Annotated in this window: 18 protein-coding genes; 17 read left to right on the forward strand and 1 reads right to left on the reverse strand. The window is 52.7% G+C overall.

All coding sequences use genetic code 11. The features are described 5' to 3' along the window. The 10 genes from VKV29_RS12590 to VKV29_RS12630 all read left to right on the forward strand — a co-directional run. A partial coding sequence (locus tag VKV29_RS12590; RefSeq protein ID WP_324201661.1) for an RHS repeat-associated core domain-containing protein occupies positions 1-904 on the forward strand: 904 nt, incomplete at its 5' end. A 504-nt stretch (positions 905-1,408) separates the two neighbouring features. Beyond that, the gene (locus VKV29_RS12595; protein WP_324201662.1) at positions 1,409-1,849 is read left to right on the forward strand and encodes a hypothetical protein; all 441 of its coding nucleotides are present in this window, start codon (positions 1,409-1,411) and stop codon (positions 1,847-1,849) included. Continuing rightward, complete coding sequence (locus VKV29_RS12600; RefSeq protein WP_324201663.1) at positions 1,830-2,300, forward strand: hypothetical protein; 471 nt, start codon at positions 1,830-1,832, stop codon at positions 2,298-2,300. The genes VKV29_RS12595 and VKV29_RS12600 overlap by 20 nt, the downstream gene beginning before the upstream one ends. Before the next feature lie 96 nt (positions 2,301-2,396). Further along, a complete protein-coding gene (locus VKV29_RS12605) occupies positions 2,397-3,191 on the forward strand; it encodes a hypothetical protein (protein ID WP_324201664.1) in 795 nt (264 codons plus the stop codon). A 22-nt stretch (positions 3,192-3,213) separates the two neighbouring features. Then, positions 3,214-3,654: a hypothetical protein gene (locus tag VKV29_RS12610; RefSeq protein ID WP_324201665.1), complete on the forward strand. Its 441-nt coding sequence runs from the start codon at positions 3,214-3,216 to the stop codon at positions 3,652-3,654. A gap of 168 nt (positions 3,655-3,822) precedes the next feature. Beyond that, the gene (locus VKV29_RS12615; protein WP_324201666.1) at positions 3,823-4,638 is read left to right on the forward strand and encodes an RHS repeat-associated core domain-containing protein; all 816 of its coding nucleotides are present in this window, start codon (positions 3,823-3,825) and stop codon (positions 4,636-4,638) included. Further along, positions 4,602-6,023 (forward strand): hypothetical protein, encoded by a 1,422-nt coding sequence (locus VKV29_RS12620; RefSeq protein WP_324201667.1) that lies wholly within the window; start codon positions 4,602-4,604, stop codon positions 6,021-6,023. The genes VKV29_RS12615 and VKV29_RS12620 overlap by 37 nt, the downstream gene beginning before the upstream one ends. Positions 6,024-6,051: 28 nt before the next feature. Next, positions 6,052-6,837 (forward strand): RHS repeat-associated core domain-containing protein, encoded by a 786-nt coding sequence (locus VKV29_RS15325; protein ID WP_343217373.1) that lies wholly within the window; start codon positions 6,052-6,054, stop codon positions 6,835-6,837. Between the two features lie 15 nt (positions 6,838-6,852). After that, entirely contained in the window at positions 6,853-8,250 is a 1,398-nt protein-coding gene (locus VKV29_RS12625) for a hypothetical protein (protein ID WP_324201668.1), read from the forward strand. 300 nt (positions 8,251-8,550) lie between these two features. Continuing rightward, positions 8,551-9,849, forward strand: coding sequence for a hypothetical protein (locus VKV29_RS12630; RefSeq protein WP_324201669.1), 1,299 nt, complete (start codon positions 8,551-8,553; stop codon positions 9,847-9,849). 973 nt (positions 9,850-10,822) lie between these two features. Here VKV29_RS12630 and VKV29_RS12635 read toward each other — a convergent pair. Continuing rightward, positions 10,823-11,113, reverse strand: coding sequence for a hypothetical protein (locus VKV29_RS12635; protein ID WP_324201670.1), 291 nt, complete (start codon positions 11,111-11,113; stop codon positions 10,823-10,825). 202 nt (positions 11,114-11,315) lie between these two features. Here VKV29_RS12635 and VKV29_RS12640 point away from each other — a divergent pair, with 202 nt between their 5' ends. From VKV29_RS12640 to mraY, 7 genes are all read left to right on the forward strand, one after another. Next, on the forward strand, positions 11,316-11,858 hold the full coding sequence (locus VKV29_RS12640; RefSeq protein ID WP_324201671.1) for a division/cell wall cluster transcriptional repressor MraZ: 543 nt from the start codon (positions 11,316-11,318) through the stop codon (positions 11,856-11,858). 7 nt (positions 11,859-11,865) lie between these two features. Continuing rightward, on the forward strand, positions 11,866-12,849 hold the full coding sequence (rsmH, locus tag VKV29_RS12645; RefSeq protein ID WP_343217374.1) for a 16S rRNA (cytosine(1402)-N(4))-methyltransferase RsmH: 984 nt from the start codon (positions 11,866-11,868) through the stop codon (positions 12,847-12,849). A gap of 14 nt (positions 12,850-12,863) precedes the next feature. Then, positions 12,864-13,241 (forward strand): hypothetical protein, encoded by a 378-nt coding sequence (locus tag VKV29_RS12650; protein ID WP_324201673.1) that lies wholly within the window; start codon positions 12,864-12,866, stop codon positions 13,239-13,241. 2 nt (positions 13,242-13,243) lie between these two features. Further along, positions 13,244-15,145 (forward strand): penicillin-binding protein 2, encoded by a 1,902-nt coding sequence (locus VKV29_RS12655; RefSeq protein ID WP_324201674.1) that lies wholly within the window; start codon positions 13,244-13,246, stop codon positions 15,143-15,145. A 136-nt stretch (positions 15,146-15,281) separates the two neighbouring features. Continuing rightward, the gene (locus tag VKV29_RS12660) at positions 15,282-16,826 is read left to right on the forward strand and encodes a UDP-N-acetylmuramoyl-L-alanyl-D-glutamate--2,6-diaminopimelate ligase (protein ID WP_324201675.1); all 1,545 of its coding nucleotides are present in this window, start codon (positions 15,282-15,284) and stop codon (positions 16,824-16,826) included. Continuing rightward, complete coding sequence (locus VKV29_RS12665; RefSeq protein WP_324201676.1) at positions 16,827-18,236, forward strand: UDP-N-acetylmuramoyl-tripeptide--D-alanyl-D-alanine ligase; 1,410 nt, start codon at positions 16,827-16,829, stop codon at positions 18,234-18,236. Beyond that, complete coding sequence (gene mraY, locus VKV29_RS12670; RefSeq protein ID WP_324201677.1) at positions 18,229-19,257, forward strand: phospho-N-acetylmuramoyl-pentapeptide-transferase; 1,029 nt, start codon at positions 18,229-18,231, stop codon at positions 19,255-19,257. The genes VKV29_RS12665 and mraY overlap by 8 nt, the downstream gene beginning before the upstream one ends. Position 19,258: the final 1 nt, after the last annotated feature.

Here is a 19,258-nt window from a genome sequence, read left to right on the forward strand (position 1 = left end):
ACCGTTAGCCCGAAGCAGTGGGGGCAGGGTGTTGTTGTACACGCCGGATGGACAGGGGAACGTGAGCCAGCAGGTAGATGCAGGGAGTGGGAATGTAGTAGCGAGTTACCTATTTGACGGGTATGGTGTGCGGAAGGTAGCAAGCAGTGACCCGACAGCCTCTCAAGACCCCTACAGTGGTTATGGGGGTTTAGAGGGCTACTATACGGATTGGGAGACGGGTTTAAGTTTATTGGGTTTTAGGTACTATGATGTGTTGGCAGGTCGTTTTTTGACGCGCGACCCGATAGGGTTTGCGGGTGGGATAAACCTGTATGAGTATGTGGGGAATTGCCCTCTCACAGGAGGTGACCGGACGGGTACCCGCAGCCTAGGAGATTTTCTCCATGATCTCGGCCCTAATGTTATCAAGCAAAATCCTATCCTCCAGTGTCTTGTTAATATGGCCGATGGTGGCTTGGGAATGCTAGGCACTCTCGTGCCAGGATTACTGCAAGGAGACTATCCTCCCATTAAAGATATTATTTGTCAGCTAACCCCTTCGTGCTTATCAGGCTTCCTAACTGCTTTCATTGGAGGGGCTCTCAACGCACTTTCAAATGGAGCTGCATCCCTGCTCGATGGATGCCTCGCCGGGCTTATCAGCAGTGTGGTCACCGACTATCTGAACTATCTATGTAGCGAGCCAAAGTGTTCAGCAGAGCGCACACCTTCTGCTTGCCAGATTCTGCAATGGGTATTAGATGCCATTGCTGCTTGCTTATCAGGTATCGGTGGAATAACGACAGACCCGGAAAAAGATGCAATGAAAGATGGCATGGAGGGTATTATCATCGGTTTACTGGTGGACTTAGGCTTGATGAATTATGACGCGGGTGAGGCGTGCAAACTGCTTAGTAATTGAGAGAGCCATATGAATCAAAGTGAAGAGGCAGTTTCAAATCTGAAAGCCGAGTTAGCCCATGTTGAGCGTTTGCGATGGTGGCATACTTGCTTGTATCTAGGTGCTAACCTAGTTGTTTTATTCACTCTCTGGTTGTCTTTGTTCTATTCTCTATACAGATTACTAACGACGGTATTTTTGCTAACCATGACGCTAAGCGCAATATTGCTTTGGATTGGTTCCATGAGGCTCCTAGCATTTTTTAAAAGATATGAGCGAACCTACTTTACCAAGAAAGAAACAGAATTGATCACCAAATATTCTCGCCTCATGCAGGATACAAACGTACGCGCCATACTGGTAAACTACTTGCTGAAAAATTACACATACGGGCACGTTTCAGAGGACAGGCTGTGGCTGCCGATAGTTTGTGAATGGGTTCGTAAGACGCATTCAAGACCGTTGAGTAAAGAGGAGGTCGCTCTTGTTGGCAAGCTCTACTGTTCTCTGGTAAGGTGTTACTTAGTGCAACAGCACTTGCGAGAGAGCCGGCACTTCGGGGTTGCTAGCTGGCTCTTTGCCGGCAGCAGCAGCGAGCTGATGGTCATAGAGGATAGAGAATGTCTTATCGAGCTGGCGAATGCAGTGGCCTTATATGGGAGCCGATTCATGGCCGCAAGATTAGAGAATATTTTACGGGTTCATTCCATACCCTCTGATTGGGTTTGGCTCCAAGCGCGCGAGGTGGTCGAACGCATACGCGCACGTACACATGCAGCCGATCAAAGACGGTCAGATACACGGGAACTCTTAAGAAGTCCATCGAATTTGGCGCGCTCTGGCATGGAACTAGTACGTCCTTCTGAAAAGGATGAGAGAGAGGGCTTTGTTCAAGAGATACAACAACCTAGTAGCGCTTCCAAATGCGATAAGGAGGTTTTCCCGGATGACCAGCACGGAGAATAATCAGGAGGGATTTACTTTTGTGCATCCGAGCAGCGAGGCGACTATAGCCGGTTTATTTCTTAGCGGGTTGCTCGCTTTAGCAAGTGCTGTGATGTACTTTTTTACCCAGGGCTCTCTTCATGAGATCGGGAAGTGGATGTGGGTGGTAGTCGTTTTGTTATTGATGCTCATCGTTGTCGGTTATCTCGGACGGGCACGCTATACTATCAATGAGAGAGGGATAGAACGCATCTCGTTACAATGGGGACGGCGAATTTTCATTCCTTACGAAGAGGTTATAGCGACGAATTATGAAGAGCTAGGAAAGGGGGGTGTGTTGTTTCGTATTGAGGGGGTTAGCGATACCATTGAGTTAAGCCCAGGAGCGACCAAAGATTTCGACGGTGTGGTGGCTTACATACAAGAGCGAGTATACTCGGCCCAATATCCGGAAGAAGATAAGGAGGAATAGAGTTTTCATTTCTTCTTTATTAGGGCCGATGCGATCACGGAATGGGCGGAGTGGTAATCAATAAGAACTAACCCTTGGATAAATTGGTGAGTTCGTATGAACCAACAGGCACCGAAACTGCACCTTCCTTTTGAATATTTTTCATGGCGTGGGCACGCTTGGAGAGATTTGTTTGGGTTGCTCTTTCTCACCGGCTATCTTTTGAAAAATGCGTTTGCTCTTAAAACCATCTCCCCTCCGTTATTGGTCAACTGGGCTATACTGGCGATTCTTCTAGTATATCTATGGAGGGCGATATTACGTGGCCTAACTACACGCATTCGGTTGACCTCTACATCTCTTTCAGAGAAAACCCTATTTGGCACCACGGCAATCCCTCTGGAAAAGCTCTTTGCGGTAACCGTTGTTAAGACGCCCTCTCCTTTATGGACAACTTCGGTAAAGGCCTTGCTTGTTCGTGGGATGGGAGAACGCCTCCTTCTCCCATTACCGGTGCCGGAAGAGATAATAGCGGTACTGCGCCTTCATAACGAACGTCTCTTTGTGTGTGAACTGCCACCGGAGACGCCTCGTGAAGTAGCTCTGAGAGAAGAGCTTCTCGACCTCCTTACACATGAGGGAATCGTTACATCTGGGGCAGATCGCTTGGATGAACCGAGAAGAGAGGCTCCCTGGTTGCTCTCAGCGACCGTGAGGAATCTGCTGTTGGGGATTGACGGCTTGGCTCTGGCAGCTTTCCTATTATACGGTAGCGTCGTTAAGGCTCATTCGTTTTGGATGGTGTCTGTGCTGTTTTGGATAGTAACGGGAGCGACGGGGGGATTGCTTTGGTATAACCAAGCGCGGGAGCGAGCTTGCGAGCAGGCCCTCCAAGAGGAAGAGGGTTTTTGATGACAAGAAGGGTTTTGAATGTTTGGGTTGGCTGGTGGAGCGGATAGGCAGGGATAAGGTGGTGCGAAAGCGGTTGAGCCAGCTGCTTTTGAGGTCGGATAGACAGGTCTACAGCCGACTAACAAACAGACAGCGCAAGCGCCTGATGAAGTATCTTTTGGACATGGAGGGGGATAGAGAACTACAAGAGGCGATTATCTCTTGCTTGGTGCGAGCCGGGGAGGTGAAGGCGATTCCGGTCTTAGAGATTTTCTTGGAACGTGGGCGCCACATAGCGTGTCCGACCGAGTTAAAGCGACTGACCAGGGAGGGACAGGAGAGCTTGAAGCGGTTTGCCGTTCGCCCATACAGAACGTTACCGCGCATTCCAGAGGAGTGGAATAGAGCAAGAGCTGAGGAGCTGTTGCGAAGCAGCGGAGAAGGAACTACGGGGCAACAAACGAGCGGGGAAGAAGAGAGATAGAGACAAAAAGGAGAACGGGAATGTAACGGTGCCCTTCCTTGGTGTAGCAGAGGATGATGAATAGATCAACTCACAAAAGGCGCACTATGAAGCCGTTCTTCCTAGTAGATGCGAAATAGGAGCAGCCGGAGTGTAGGTTATAGGGGAGTGGCTTACGGAGTTTGGAGCATGGACGTAAGTTCGCAGATAGATGCTGGAAGTGTGGTAGCGAGTTACCTGTTTGACGGGTATGGTGTGCGGAAGGTAGCGAGCAATGACCCGACGGCGCCTCAAGACCCCTACAGTGGCTATGGGGGGTTGGCAGGTTACTATACGGATTGGGAAACGGGTTTGTGTTTATTGGGTTTTAGGTACTACGATGTGTTGGCAGGTCGTTTTTTGACTCGAGACCCGATAGGGTTTGAAGGGGGGATAAACTTATATGAGTATGTGGGGAATTGCCCAACGATGAATCAAGACAGTGCAGGATTGGTTAATTGGAAATGCTTGATAAATTTGCCTGGTTGGGTTACGAATCTTTTGATGAAATGTAGTACTGCTATTATTAAACTCATTCATCACGATAAATCAGCATGGTGTGCAGTAGCGAGTGCATGTGTTTTGGGTACAGCCTGTAGCAGTATCGTAAAATGCACGCTCAGTTTGCAACTGGCGAATGGCACGCTGATAATTTTGTCATGTGTTATCGGGGCTCTTTGTAGCCTTATAGGGAGCGTTATTAGCGAGATTTGTGAGGCGGGCGGTTGTCCGGAGAAGTGGTGGAAATGGGTCGAACAAAATGCAATATGCCTTATTATCAATGCCGCTGTAAGTTGTGCAGTAAATGTCCTAGGCGGTATTCTAGGAGGTGCAATCGAAGTGGGAGGGCAGACTTATGATTTGCCAAGTTGGGTTAGGACTTACATAATGGCCCATCTGGCGTTCCTAGGTTTTGGGATAAACATGACATGTTCTGCCGCCGCCGCGACTGGTGCTGCCCATTGAAAAGGCAAAAGCAGCAAGTTGATGGAGTACCTTCTAGGCCTCTCAAAGCAGGTTGTTCGCGAGAGATTGCTGCCACTGTTTCTGCTGCTATAGAGGGGTACTGCTTTTCCTATGCCGTTTATGTGGGAACGGCAGTTATTGAACTTCTGGGCAATATAGACGCAACAAAATGGTGGCAATCTCTACCGCCGCATGAGAAGTTAGTTTTTCTCCCGGTTGTTTTCTTTTATGTGCTTACTGTCGTTCTGCCCCTGATGACATGGCGGCGGTCTGTTTCCTCCCTAGGTACCATTCTCTATCCTCGGTGCTTCTATCTCAAGCCAGATAGACTGATTCAGTGCCGAGGCAAAAAAAGATATGAAATAAAACTAGATAGAATTGAAAAAGTAATTAAAACAAGTTCATCTTTTGTCGTCCTCGGAGAGGGACAAGGCATCGTCGTTCCCAATTGTGTGGAGTTAGCAGAGGCTATTGCTCTGCTAAAAGGTTCGAGCTCTACGAGGGAAGAAGCATCTGACGAGCAACACCAGGAAATCCAGAGGCTGGGTCAGATAGATCGTCAGTTTGACAAGCTTGTTCACCTAAATCGTGCGGGATGCATAGGTATGAATGCTTGGTTTGGAGGAATGTCTTTGATAGCAGCACATTTGCTGTTGAATTCTTGGACGACACTCTTATGGCGGAGTTTACTGGTCAATACGGCTGGCTTGTTTGTGAGTTTGTTCTTGTTGGGCAGCCTAGAGGCCACATTTGAAGAAATAAGGTTGGATTTTCTTTGTCAGCTTATGTCCCTAGCTGCAGATAGGCCTCAAGAATGTACCAAATACATCAATTTTCTTCTTCACACCATTCGAGCCAAAATAGCAAACGACTTTGATTCGGATGGACGGAACATGCCGACGTTAGAAAGCTACTTTAGCATGGAACGGCATCCACAATACGAGCTTGCTTGCGAAGTACTCAGTGTCGTTCTGACCCGACTGTCTCAAGAAGAAGAAATAGAGTTCTTGAGAAGAAATAGGTCTTTTTGCCACACTATTCTCTTACGGTCAGGGCAAGATAAGTGCGCAAGAGGTCTACGCAGGATTCTGCTAGCGATCTTGCTAAGACACTATAAGGATGCATCTCTCATTCAGGATTTTCTTTCATCTGTGCGGCGTGTATCTCGTGAGAAGGATAGTGCTGCTTGTGCGTTGGCTCAGCAGATACTAGAACGGGTAAAAGAGGCGGAAAGCTCACAAAAGATTCTGTTGCGTTCGTCAGGTGCCTTAGAGCAAGACGAGAACACTTTAGTCCGTCCTGCAACAGCGAGCGAGGAAGAGGATAGGGGCAGCTTGTTAAGGGCGATAGAGGGGGCGGGAGATGAGGATGAGATTGAGATGTAAGGAGCGGCGGAGAATTGTTCGGTAGCAGATGAGGAGTGGGAATGTGGTAGCGAGTTACCTGTTTGACGGGTATGGTGTGCGGAAGGTAGCGAGCAGTGACCCAACGGCGCCTCAAGACCCCTACAGTGGTTACGGGGGTTTAGCGGGTTACTATACGGATTGGGAGACGGGTTTAAGTTTATTGGGTTTTAGGTACTATGATGTGTTGGCCGGTCGTTTTTTGACGCGAGACCCGATAGGGTTTGAGGGTGGGATAAACTTATATGAGTATGTGCACAATTCGCCTTTGACGCTGCATGATGCTTCAGGTACAGTTGCAAGTGCAGTACCTGTTCCGGGTTCATCCGGCTTCCCTACAGGTCCGGTAGCAGGTGGATTCATTGGTTGTTCTCTAAGTGCTGTAACCAACATTATCAAGCATCTAGAAGATGATAGAAGCTGCCCCTATTTCCCGCCCTACTTGTTCTGTACCACCTTATTTGCGTGTATAGGGGGAGGACTTTGTCGTGCCGCTATTTGTCTAATGATAGAAGTGGAAGTGTGTGCACTACCAGATATTTCATGCTTAATTGGTATAGCATGCAACCTTCTTAGCACCTTGCTAACACAAATATATTGTCATGATCCTTGCACCATGTCGCATGAAACTCCACCTTCTCCCTGCCAGCTATTAACGAATGCTCTCGCAAACTGCCTCGGTGGGGGGATATGTCCGATACCCGGTGGCTTCTGGCAGCCAGTATGTCGCTGGGGAATAGGAACAGTGTTAGGTGGATTAGGAAATCAACTTTGTAAAGTACTTGGTTTAAGTTAGGGAGGATTCGTTCTGATGTTACCTAAGAATGGGGCGCTCAGACTATTTGCATCCTTAAAGCCCTATGTTGCTTATGTACTTGGCTGTGGGCTGTTGCTAGTATTGGGACTCGGCTTACACCCATTCCTTCTAAAGTTACGTGCTGCTACCTCTGTGTCCAGTACGATCCTCATTATTTTTCTGATACTCATCATGACTGTCTTCCTAACAACCTGGCTCGTTACTCTGTTAGAAAAGTTTTATCATCAAAGTCGGCGTGTCGTACAGGAAAAGGGCAAGCTAAGGCTTACAATACCCCCTGTGACGCAAGAAATTGTGCTGGGCAGCGCTCTTAGGATGGAGATGTTTTTTGATCTTCAGGCACGCTGGGGCAGCCGGATTGTAGCCTGTTGTGTGGTAACGGATGAGCATGAAAACCTACTCTTCTATTCCACAGATGAAGGTTACGATAAGGTCATTATGGAACTTCGATCCTTTATACAGCATAATTCCGGTGCGAGGTCTATAACTACAGAGAAACCACAACAAAAAGGCCTCAACTGCGCAAAGTTTGCTCAGGTGCCCCGATACCTTTTAAGACTGCTCAAGGCCGACGCCATTCCTCTCAGTGAAAAGCTGTATGTCGTCGTTCCTAGCTTAATCTTAGTTGGGCTTGCCCTATTTCTCCTAGCATCTTTTAATTCTGCACTAGCGCCGCGCCTTTATGGCTATATGATGGCCGAGTTATGTCTCATGGGGAGCGGTCTTAGCAGCCTTTGGATTTTCGGGTTTTGTGACCGTCAGAGGGGAAGGTGGCTAGGCGATTTATTATGGAATGAGCAGAAGTACCCACTATCAGAACTGCTAGGGCTGTATGTTAGGCATATTTCTTCGGGCACAGTTCCATCGGCCGCCCTCCTTAAAGGTATTCTCCACCGGCTAGAACGCAAAGAGAAAACGGGTTCGACGGCTCTAGATACTCGGACGCAAGCCCTTTGGGTTCAATGTCTTTCGCAGGGCTTCGTCATAAAAAAGACACCCTCATGGAGAGGACAATTTATCCGGAGATTGCGTCTGAGTAAAGCAATTCTACTGGACTCCTATGCCGAGCAGCAATTCGATCTATATAGCCAAATGCACCTGCAGTTGGTACGGGCTTCTGTTTCCTGCAACCTTCTATCGGCACTCCCTATACTTCGTGAGCTAGTTGCGGGAGGCAAGTGGGTCTCTTTTTTGCTTCGTAGTGACGTAGAGAAGCATCGCCGGATGGGAAGGGAAATACTGGAAGAGGCTGCAAGATGTCTTCATCTGCTCGAGGCGCAAGCAAAGAAGGAGAAAAGTAGAGAACAGTTATTACGTTCTGCCTGCGACGGAGATATTGAGCCAGATAAACTTTTGCGGTCAAGTCACCCATCCGAACTTAATGAACCGTAAGGTGATAGCAGAGGTATTAGGTAATGGTTCTTACACATCGCGTGATGAGGGCATTTCTGCTCTATATAGCGCTCCTCTGTCTGGTGGGAAGTTTTATCGCGAGAACAAACTTTCCGATGCTGAAGAGCACATACGTCGCATTAGCTTTGGGACTACTTCCTCTCCTCCCATGCACCTTAAGCTACCTTCGTCACTACCAAACCTGGCGAAAGGCAGCACAACAGTCTCTTTCCAGAAAATAAAAAGGCTTTGTACACTCTATGTACTTGTCCTTGGTCATCGCTTAGACATAGAGCTGCTTTGACACTCTACCAACAACTCGATAGGATACTTAAAGACCCTATTCACCATTCGCCTGAGCCCTTTCTAGATAGAGAGTTGGCAGAAGTTGGCCTGGCACTCAACCCCCTCCTGGGGAAGGGAGAAGAAGAGCACAACGCGCTTCAGTTGAAAATCCTTGCTTTTCTGCGCTGTTACGATAGGCCAACAGCAAGACACTATGCGGAACGCCTTTATACGCAAGCGACCACCCTCCTCGTCTCCGGAACGGTACGATGTTTCCTAGATGACGAGTTGCTTCATGCCGTAGAACACTCGGTGCCGGAGAGACCCGAAGAGGATACGAAAGTGCTTTTGCAACTGGCACGGCTCAGTAGGTTGTACCGAGCCGTCGCAACTCCGATTATGCTGCTTGTTTGTTTTTTCAGTATGTTCAGCCTCGTCATCGGTGGCTCTTTTTTCTGTGGTATCGTGAGTTGTCTTTTGGATGGCATAAGGCCGGCCTGGTCATCCCTTTATTCGGGTTTACTCGGCATCTGTTTGGCGACGCTGGGAACGAGATTTTTTCTTTATGGAAGACGGCAGTGGAGCCCTAGCCCACAGGCAATGCAACTGCGTAACGCATGTGTTAGGATTGACAGAGAACACGGCACGACGTATCCGCTAGAGATTTGGCTGCAAGCGCTCATGCCTTTCTCTACACGCTCGTTCGGTTCCTGTCGCCTTCCTTTTGGTTGCTCTTGGAGCCATCGGCTACGCCGTTGGCAGGCTGTGGTGGAGTGCGGGCAGGTGGCGGTTATGGAGGTGGTGACAAAGCGGTTGCAGAGCTTAATAGAGGATGAGGGGGAGGGCGTCGGCCTTGAGGGGAAGGACGCCCTGCCCCAGAAAATCTTGCGATTTGCTGCGGACCCCAGTACTGGCCTTGAGGCTGCCTACTTGAGCCTCGAAGGTTGGCGTCGGCTAGAGGATTTTTTAGGGAGCTACTTTATCCGGCTAAGCCGTAGCAGGAACACCACGGAGATAACCGACGAGGAACGAATGCTGATTCGGGCTATTCTTGCAGTGATAGGACGTTACGGTAGCAGCAAGTACATCGCCTATCTGCAGCATTGGCAGCAGCGTCTGCATCGGCGCCTTCAAGAACCACCTGATCGGTCTATAGGGCTTCAACTCGAAGAGGCCATCCATAACCTTCTGGAACGTCAGAGGCAGCGGACGGAAAAACGCCAACTGCTACGGTCTGCTCCGACCTCAATGGAGGAGCAACTGCTACGGCCTACTTCGGCCTCGATAGAGGAAGATCAGAATCCGACATTGTAAAGCGCTTGGTTTAGATTAGGGAGGAGTGCGGTAACGGAATAGAGAGCTAGATAGGGTACCTATATGGCACTGTATTTTAGTGGTAATATTAAATTGGTAGTTACGAAAGAACTATTCAGGATAAAGCGATGCCGACACGGCAACTACTGCCGCATTCGTTTGCCGTGATGGCGCGCTGAGGTGCCTGGCTAAGGCAACACAAGTTTCGGCTAACCGCTTTTGGCATGGGAATGGCTCTTCTGCTGCCACTGATTAGCCTTCTCTTTCCAAGACTTAGCCAAGTGACCTTCGCCGTCGAACACGTTGCCAACATGTGGGCTTTGGTTGTGGACGCTTTTGTTAGACCGCCGGGTGAACGCGCTATCGCCTTGGGCAACGAAGCTCTCCTGCCTGCCGTAGTCACTATCTTGTTTCAACTCTATTTACAGTGGTCGCTACGTTTGGAACGGTTGCTTGTTGAAGTCCTTCCAAGTGGTTCTTTAGCAGTGCTTCCTTTCTTCTGCAGCTCATGCAAAAATCGGACACTCTTTCCAACTATCTCGAATGGGGACTAGCCATCCTGCTGTTCGTGCCGCTTCTGCTGTTTCTAGCGGAAAATGCAGGCTCCTTAGGGGATACCGATTCGGGCGATATCGGTTTAAGCGATTATTCTCTATTTCCTACGGCGGCGCGTGCGGCCGTCCAGAGGATAACGCGGTCTCTCTCTGAACAAACGGAAACTCCTGCTCTGAAAGCCTCCTCCTTTGATGATATTCTAGGTCAAATCGAGAGGATTCTTAAAAAGCGGAAAGTAGATGCGCAGACAAAAGCTTTGTTAGAAGAGCTAAGAGGTCAAATAATGCGATTGAAGGGCGCAGGAGCGGAGCACATAAAGGGTGTACAGACCATCCAAGCAGAAAAGGAGAGCGCCATGGAACCATCGTTCCAAAGCGTGTTTCCACAACCCAAACACCAAGTAGGTAACCTCAACCGATTAAAGCACGGCGGGAGGCCGCTTTGGACGCCACCCCGGCACGCGGAAGAGGGAGGGCGTGACCGACTCCTCCGGGATAGAGAGCACCGTGCAGTATGGGAAACGACGCGCCAAAGCCCTGGCTACTTTCCATTCCGGTTCAAACCATAGCGTAAGCTCGTATTTGGCAATCAAATAAGAAGAGTAGGCATAGGCATCCCACCGCGCGAGAATGGCCGCCGGTGTTCGCCCTCCAAAAATGTTTCCGGCCGTCCGAAACCCATAGTTCGGCATCCATAACGATTCAAACATGGTATCTCCAACCCTCCTCTTCTTTTTACGTTCCCCAAAAAAGAAAATTTTCCTGCTAGCCTATTGACAGGCAGTTGCGAACCTGGTAGAATTGTGGGACAGAGTGGTAACTTAGTAGGGACTTGGTGGGAACACAGTGGTGTTCCTATCCCAAATTTCCAGAACAAGGGCTTCCTCTGGTGGGGAATGAGGACAGAGCGCCATGTTGATCGACTCTCCCGCTTTGCGAATGTGGGGGCGCTTCGAGCACGCACTTGATGATAAAGGGCGTGTGATCATCCCACAGCGCTTCCGCGAAACGCTGGGGAGTAAGTTCGTGCTGACCATCGGCCCCGACCACCATATCCGTGCCTACCCGATGCCGGTTTGGGAAGCCCTCGAAAACCAACTGATCAGTGCCTCTCTCTACGATGAGCTTGATCCCGACCTTATCTTTCTACAACGCATGTTCGGAAACTGCGAATTCGTCAGTCCCGATCGCGAGTTTCGCCTCTCCATACCCCGCCACTTCCGAGAGTGGGCCGGAATGGAAGAGGGCGACATTGTGGTTATTATCGGCAGCGGAACGCGCCTCGAAATATGGAGCCGCGCCGGATGGCGCGCATGGAGCGAACACCTCACCGAACAAGAGGCGGGCATCGCCTCACGCAATCGCTTGAGCTTACAGCCCGTTGCCGGAGGGTCCACCGCCCCAACTCGCCCCACCACAGGCGAAACCGTGCCGACACAGGAGGGTACCGCTTGATATGATGATGGCTAACTCGATTGAACGCTATAACCACCAACCCGTGCTCCTCCAGGAGACATTGCAATTTCTCGACCCGCGCCCAGGCGAAACTTTCCTCGACGCCACCGTTGGAGGAGGCGGCCATAGCCTCGTCATTGCGGAACATATAAGCCCCGGTGGAACACTCGTCGGGCTTGATCGAGATGCCGATGCGCTTGCCGCTGCCCAACGTACCCTAAAACAGTTTTCGTCACAAAATCGTATTCTCCTGCTTCATGGCGACTTCGGTCACCTTGCCCAAATTCTCGACACCACCTTCGGCGCACCGGCGACATTCGACGGCATACTCTTCGACCTTGGCGTCTCTTCCTATCAGCTCGATGCCCCGCGCGGGTTTAGCTTTCGCCGTGACGAGCCGCTCGATATGCGCATGGATAGAAGCACGGGCGAAACAGCCGCGCAACTGCTGCGAAGAGTTTCGGAAACGGAACTGGAGCGGATTCTTAAAGAATACGGTGAAGAACCCTGGGCACGGCTCATCGCGCGTGCCATTCATGCCGAACTAAAGAAAGGACACCCCATTCAAACCACCGGTCAGTTGGCGGCGCTGGTGGAATGCACCGTGCCTCGACGCGCCTGGCCGCGCTCCATCCACGTGGCCACCCGCACCTTCCAAGCCCTACGCATCGCCGTTAACGACGAGCTAAAACAACTGCAAACCGGCCTTGCCGCAGCCATCGAACGTCTGAACCCCCGCGGTCGTATCGTTGTCATTAGCTTTCACTCCTTAGAAGATCGCATCGTGAAACGCCTCTTCGCCTATAAAGCCGGTAAGCATGTGGGCCTCGACGCCGCATTATCCGTCGCTTCTACTTCCTCCTCTCGGCCCCCCGTACTCGAAATCCTTACGAAGAAACCGGTACGCCCCTCCGATGAGGAGTTGCGTCGTAATCCACGTGCACGTAGTGGACGTTTACGTGCCGCACGACGCCTGCCGCCACTACCTTAAGCAAGGAGCGTGAAATGCCAACAGCCAGAAGCCCACTCGTCAGGCCACAAGTTCCACGTCATAGCATCCCCTCCGCGAAACGGCCTGTTCCGGCACCGGCGAAAACCGCACCGGTTCCCATCGGGGTTCAACTCTATCTCGTTCTGCTTGTGGCACTGCCCACATGCGCCCTCGGACTTCTCTACTTCGGCTGCTGCGCCTGGCTTAACCAGGAGGGCTTTCGGCGAGACCGGCTCCTCGCCCAAATCCGCATTGAAAAGGAGCGCTCGGTACAGCTAGAGCGCGCTTTGGCTCAGATGCGCTCGACATCGCGCATCGAAAAGGAAGCCACCCAACTTGGCCTCACTCCGGCCGACCCAAGAAAAACCATCACGCTGGGAGTCACCCCCTGAACATGAAACGCACAACGAGGAAAGGTGAGGTCTTGTTGCAACGGCGCCTCTTATTGGCCGGCGGCCTTATTACCCTTACCTACCTGGGACTTATGGCACGTCTAACCTATCTACAGGGGATTCAGGGCCGAAAAATTCGCGCGGCTGCCTTTCAAAGCCGTATCGAGGATATCCCCAGTAAAGCCCGTCGTGGGGCCATCTTCGACGCCGAAGACCGCCCCCTCGCCATAGATACCTACAGCGGCACCGTGGGCTTCGACCCGGCCGTTCTGGCCAATCCATTTATGGATAGCGCCACCCGCAAACGGCTTCAACAGCGCTTAGCAAACGACCTCCCGCGTGCGGCTATGCTCCTAGGTATCCCCCTATCTCAGCTGAATACCCAAATACAACAGGCCGTTGCAGCCTATCAACAACGCCTGGCGGAAGGGCACTATGCCGAGCACGGTTTTTATCCGCTAAGATATGGTCTTACCCAAACACAAGCGCAACTCTTTAAAGCGGCTCACCTCTGCGGCTTCGGCGTTCAAGATAGTCACGTGCGACGCTATCTCTGCGGTGCCGATGCGGCGCAGGTGGTCGGCTTCGTTAATGCCAACGGACAGGGTGTGCTAGGTTTGGAACAGGGCTGCAACCGGTGGCTTAAAGGCTCCGATGGCTATGCCGAAGTGGAGCTTGATGCCCACCGCCGCGAGATACCAAACACCCTGCATCAACTACGCCTGGCCAATAACGGGCTTAACCTCTATACCACCCTCGATGCCGACGCGCAACATATCGCCTCCGAAGAGGCCTTGCGCATATGGAATCAGTTTCACCCACATGGCGTCTCTGTGGTTATTGTAGACCCTCGATCCGGCGACATTCGCGCCTTGGTCAGCCTGCCCAGCTTCAACCCAAATCCCCCGCCAAATGCCCCACAAAAACGTTCGCCTATACCTCCAGATTCCATCTATGATCGCTGCACGGCTTACTGCTATGAACCCGGGTCCACCATTAAGCCCCTGCTGGTCTGTGGGGCCTTGCAAGAGGGAGTCATTACCCCGCAAACCTATTTTCACTGTAGCGGCGAGTTTCGGGTGCAACGACGTACCATCCATTGTGCCCATGGAGAAGTTCACGGCGACGAGGATGTGGCTAAAATTCTGCGTGTTTCTTGCAACATTGGGGCGGCCCAAATCGGCCTGCGGCTTGGCGGTCAACGCCTAAAAGCGATCTATGCCCGCTTTGGACTTTTTACCCGCCCCGACCTCCCTCTGCCCGGCGTTGCACGAGGGCACTGGTCGCTTGATAAGTACGAGGCCCCCTACTGCGCGGCAAAAACCGCGCGCGCGGCCTTTGGCCAGTCCGTTATGGTCACTCCTCTCGGTCTGGCGATGGCCTATGCGGCCATCGCCAATAATGGCCTCCTTATGCAGCCGCGCCTCGTTACCGAGCTTGTAGCCGGCGATGGCCGTGTCGTGGAGCGCATCCCTCCCACGCCAGTGCGTCAAGTAGTCTCTCCCGACGTTGCCAAAGAGGTGCGCCAAATGCTATGCGGTGTCGTTACCTCAGGCACCGGCCAACCGGCTGCCATTCCGGGCTATATCGTGGCCGGCAAAACCGGCACCGCCACCAAATATCGCCCCGGCGCCTACATCGGCTCTTTTATCGGCATGGTGCCTGCCGACCCAAACACCGTGCCTCGTGCCGTGATCCTGGTAATGGTGAACCAACCGACCACCGGTCGCTACTATGGAGCCGAGGTGGCCGCCCCGGCCTTTCACAATATCGCCGAGCGATTGATGGCCCTCTGGCGCGTTCCACAAGATGACCCTCAAAACACGCAGGCCATCGCCGCCGGGCAGCTTCCAAAAGTCGCCCTTCTGCCATCGGCCCAGTCGCTCAAAACAAACAGAAACTAGGCCATACCACGCCATTTCGGCCCGCGATTCGGCGAGCCGTATACCGAATAGAGACCGCGCGAAGAGGGGATAGCAGGAAACCGGTTCGGCGTTCTATACTAAAATAGAAATATCTCGCGATTTGGAAAACAAGCCGATGTCCAAGCCATTGCATAACTTGATAGCAAGACTGCCGAATGCCGCCGTCTCCTCAACAAACAACCCACCCATTGCCGGAATTACCCACGATTCCCGTGCGGTTGGCCCCGGATGGCTTTTCGTATGCCTCATCGGCCAAAACTTCGACGGCCATCGCTTCGCTCCCCAAGCCGTTGAACAGGGGGCGGCTGCAGTGGTGGCACAGCAGAACGCTCTTGAAACGCTTGGCATTACGCTGCCCCCACACATCCCCATCGTTGAGGTGCCGGATACGCGCAAGGCGTTTCCTCTGCTCGCCTGCGCCTTTTACGACGATCCTTCGCATGCGCTGAAGGTGATCGGGGTTACGGGCACAAACGGCAAGACCACAACAACCCGTATGATCGCCAACATTTTACGCACCGCAGGAGAACGCGTGGGCACCATCGGCACGCTCGGCGCCGAACTCGATGGCGCAGCCCTGCCCAGTGAGCATACCACCCCAGAGGCCGACCAGCTGCAAGAACTTCTGGCCACCATGCGCGATCAAGGCGCCGATTCGGTGGTGATGGAGGTCTCCTCCCATGCGCTGGCCCTCTATCGTACCGATGGCATCGCCTTTCGGGTGGGAGTGTTCACCAACCTAACCCAAGATCACCTCGATTTTCACAAAACCATGGAGGCCTACTTCCACGCGAAGGCACGTCTCTTTACAGAATATCCGGTACTCTATCCACGTCCCGACAGAGCCGAGTTTATCTCCGTCATCAACGTCTCTCAATGGGAGGGCAGAGAGTTGGTGACTTTGGCACGGGGCGACATCATCACCTACTCCGTAGATGCTGCCGACCCTGCCGTGCTTCGCCCGGAATCGATCACGCTCTCAGCAACCTCCACGCGGTTTGTCGCCAGCTACGATTCCGGCACCGAGCGGTTCGAGCTGCCCATCAGCGTGCCGCTTGGAGGCGCCTTCCAAGTGGGAAACGCCCTCGCAGCCATTGCCACCTGTCTTCGGCTCGGCGTAGATAGGCAAACCATTGTGCAGGGTTTAGCCACACTACCGCCCGTCCCCGGTCGCTTCGAGCCGGTACCCACAGCCGATAAGGGCTTCAGCGTCATTGTAGACTATGCCCATACGCCTGACGGGCTGCAGAACCTGCTGCAGTCCGCCCTTCGGCTCCAACCCAAACGGCTTCTCTGTGTCTTTGGATGCGGAGGTAATCGTGATAGAGGCAAACGACCTATCATGGGCCATTTGGCCGCCACCATGAGCGACATCGCCATCATCACCTCCGATAACCCACGCCATGAAGACCCCAATGCCATCATTCAAGAGATTCTGGCCGGCATAGACCCGGAGCACGACCCCCATATTAAGGCGCAGATCATCGTAGAGCCGGATAGACGCGCTGCCATCTATAAAGCCGTAGCGCTTGCACAACCCGGCGATATGGTGCTTATTGCCGGCAAAGGCCATGAAGATTACCAGATTATAGGCGATACCAAGTTTCCCTTTGACGATCGGCAGGTAGCCCGCGAGGCGCTGCAAGGAGGAATGCCCTAAATGCCGCTCTTTTCCGTTCAATGGGCAGTCGAAGTTCTTAGTGCGCAGCTTATCGGTAGCCCCGACACCGTCGTCGAAAGCGTAAGCATAGATACCCGCACCCTTCAGCCGGGTGCCCTCTTTTTTGCCCTTACAGGCGAGCATACGGATGGACATCGTTTTCTGCAGCAGGCCGCCGAGCGCGGCGCCGTGGCTGCCGTAGTCAAAACTCCCTCGGACGATCTCCCCATCCCACAGATCGTGGTGCCTGAAACGCTTCGCGCTCTGGGCGATCTGGCCGCCCACTATCGTCGCCGCTTTCCCATCCCGCTGGTAGGCATCACCGGCAGCGTGGGAAAAACATCCACCAAAGAGCTGACGGCGGCCTTACTTCGCGCTCGATATGCAACCCTTTCCAACCCTAAAAACCTCAACACCGAGATCGGTGTTCCGCTTACCCTCTTCCAACTTACACCTCACCATGAGGTAGCTGTCTTAGAGATGGGGATGCGTGGACTAGGCCAAATTGACCGACTTGCCGAGATCGCCTCTCCCACCATCGGCGTCATCACTAGAATCGGCTACGCACACATCGAACTGCTAGGCTCTAGAGAAAAGATCGCCGAGGCAAAATCGGAACTACTCACGCGGCTGCCTGCAGAGGGCATCGCCGTTTTGCCGACGGAATGCGATTTTCTCCCCTATCTTCGCAGCCGTGTTCCTTCCACCTGCCGCATCATCACCTTTTCCGGCACAGGCGCCCCTGCCGACGTCTCGGTAAAACCGCTTGAAGTCGGTGATAGTGGATGTCCGCGATTAGCCTTAGACTTGCATGGTCAGCGCCATATGGTGCAGATGACGGCCCTGGGGGCCCACCAGGCGCACAATGCCGCGGCGGCTTTGGCGGTGGCCCTTGCCTTGGAAGTTCCTCTCGAAGAGGCGTTAACGGCTCTATCGCGCTGGTCAGGAGCGGAGGGCCGCATGACCTCACGCCGCGCACAAAACGGGGCATGCATTCTCGACGACTGCTATAATGCCGGCGTTGAAAGTATGCTGGCCGCCCTGCAAACGCTCTCGACCCTCACAGGCCCGGAATACCGCGTTGCCGTTTTAGGCGATATGAAGGAGTTGGGCGACTTTGCGCCAGAAGCCCATCGGATGGTGGGGCAAGCCGTCGCCAAAATAGGTGTGCGCCTTCTCATTACCGTTGGCAATCTTGCCCAACAGATCGCCGAGGAGGCAAGGCGGAATCTTCAAGCAGGCGCCACCCTCTTGCATCAGCACTTCACAACTTCCGAAGAGGCGGCGAAAAACATTTGCATGTATGTTCGGCCATCCGACACGGTGCTGATTAAAGGCTCACGTGCCATGCAGATGGAGCAGATCGTGAGCGCCCTAACAGGCACACCGATAGGAGAGACGCATGCCTAAGTTCATCTTCGGATTCATTGCGGCTTTTCTTCTTGCCTCTCTGCCTGGGCGAAGACTGATCGCACGTCTGAGGGCCTTGCAAATCGGGCAAAACATCAGCGAGGATGCACCGCAAACCCATACTAAAAAGCAGGGCACGCCCACCATGGGAGGCCTTCTCATCCATTTTGGGCTTACGCTTGTTATGTTGGCCTATATTGGCTTTTTTCAATGGGACATGCACCGACATCTCATCGGCGATCTCAAGCTCCTTCCTCTCCTGCTCCTCACTCTGGCCTTTGGCGCCATCGGTTTTCTGGACGACTATCTTAGTCTTAAAAGGGGAAAGAACCTCGGACTACGTGCACGCGAAAAGTTCCTGGCGCAGTGCCTTGTCGCCGCTCTCTTCGTCCTTTGGCTGGCGCTTAACTCGGCCCCTGGCACCACTCTGGTCAACATCGCTCCGGTGCAGCTCGGTTACTACAGCCCCATTGCCCTCTACGGTTTCTACTATCTGTTCTGCCTCCTGCTGATCGTGGGGTTTTCCAACGCAACTAATTTCGCAGATGGTCTCGATGGCCTCTCTGCAGGACTAAACCTCATAACAGCGTTGGCGCTGGCCGTGCTGGTCTCCTCCCCCGAGCCAAACGTCGCTTTCTTCTGCATTGCGCTAGCGGGTTCGCTGGCCGGTTTTCTTTGGTGGAATGCCCACCCTGCGCGCGTTTTTATGGGCGACACGGCCTCTTTAGCCATCGGTGCCGGCCTGGCCGGTGCGGCGATTATGGGGAAACAAGAGGTGGGGTTTTTAGTGGCCTCTCTCGTCTGCTGGGCCGAACTGGTCTCCGTCATCATCCAGGTGCTCGTTTTCAAATATCGCCGTAGGCGCCGTGGGCTAGACTACGCAAAAACCCACCGCGTGTTTCTTCGCACGCCGCTCCATCATCACTTTGAGGAGCTAGGTTGGCCCGAGACTCAGGTGGTACTTCGCTTTTGGCTGGCAGGCCTCGTATGTGCGGCGCTCGCGCTGCTTTGGAGATACTAGA

Origin of the sequence: Chthonomonas sp. (assembly GCF_035294165.1) — a bacterium.
Taxonomy (GTDB): Bacteria; Armatimonadota; Chthonomonadetes; order Chthonomonadales; family Chthonomonadaceae; genus Chthonomonas.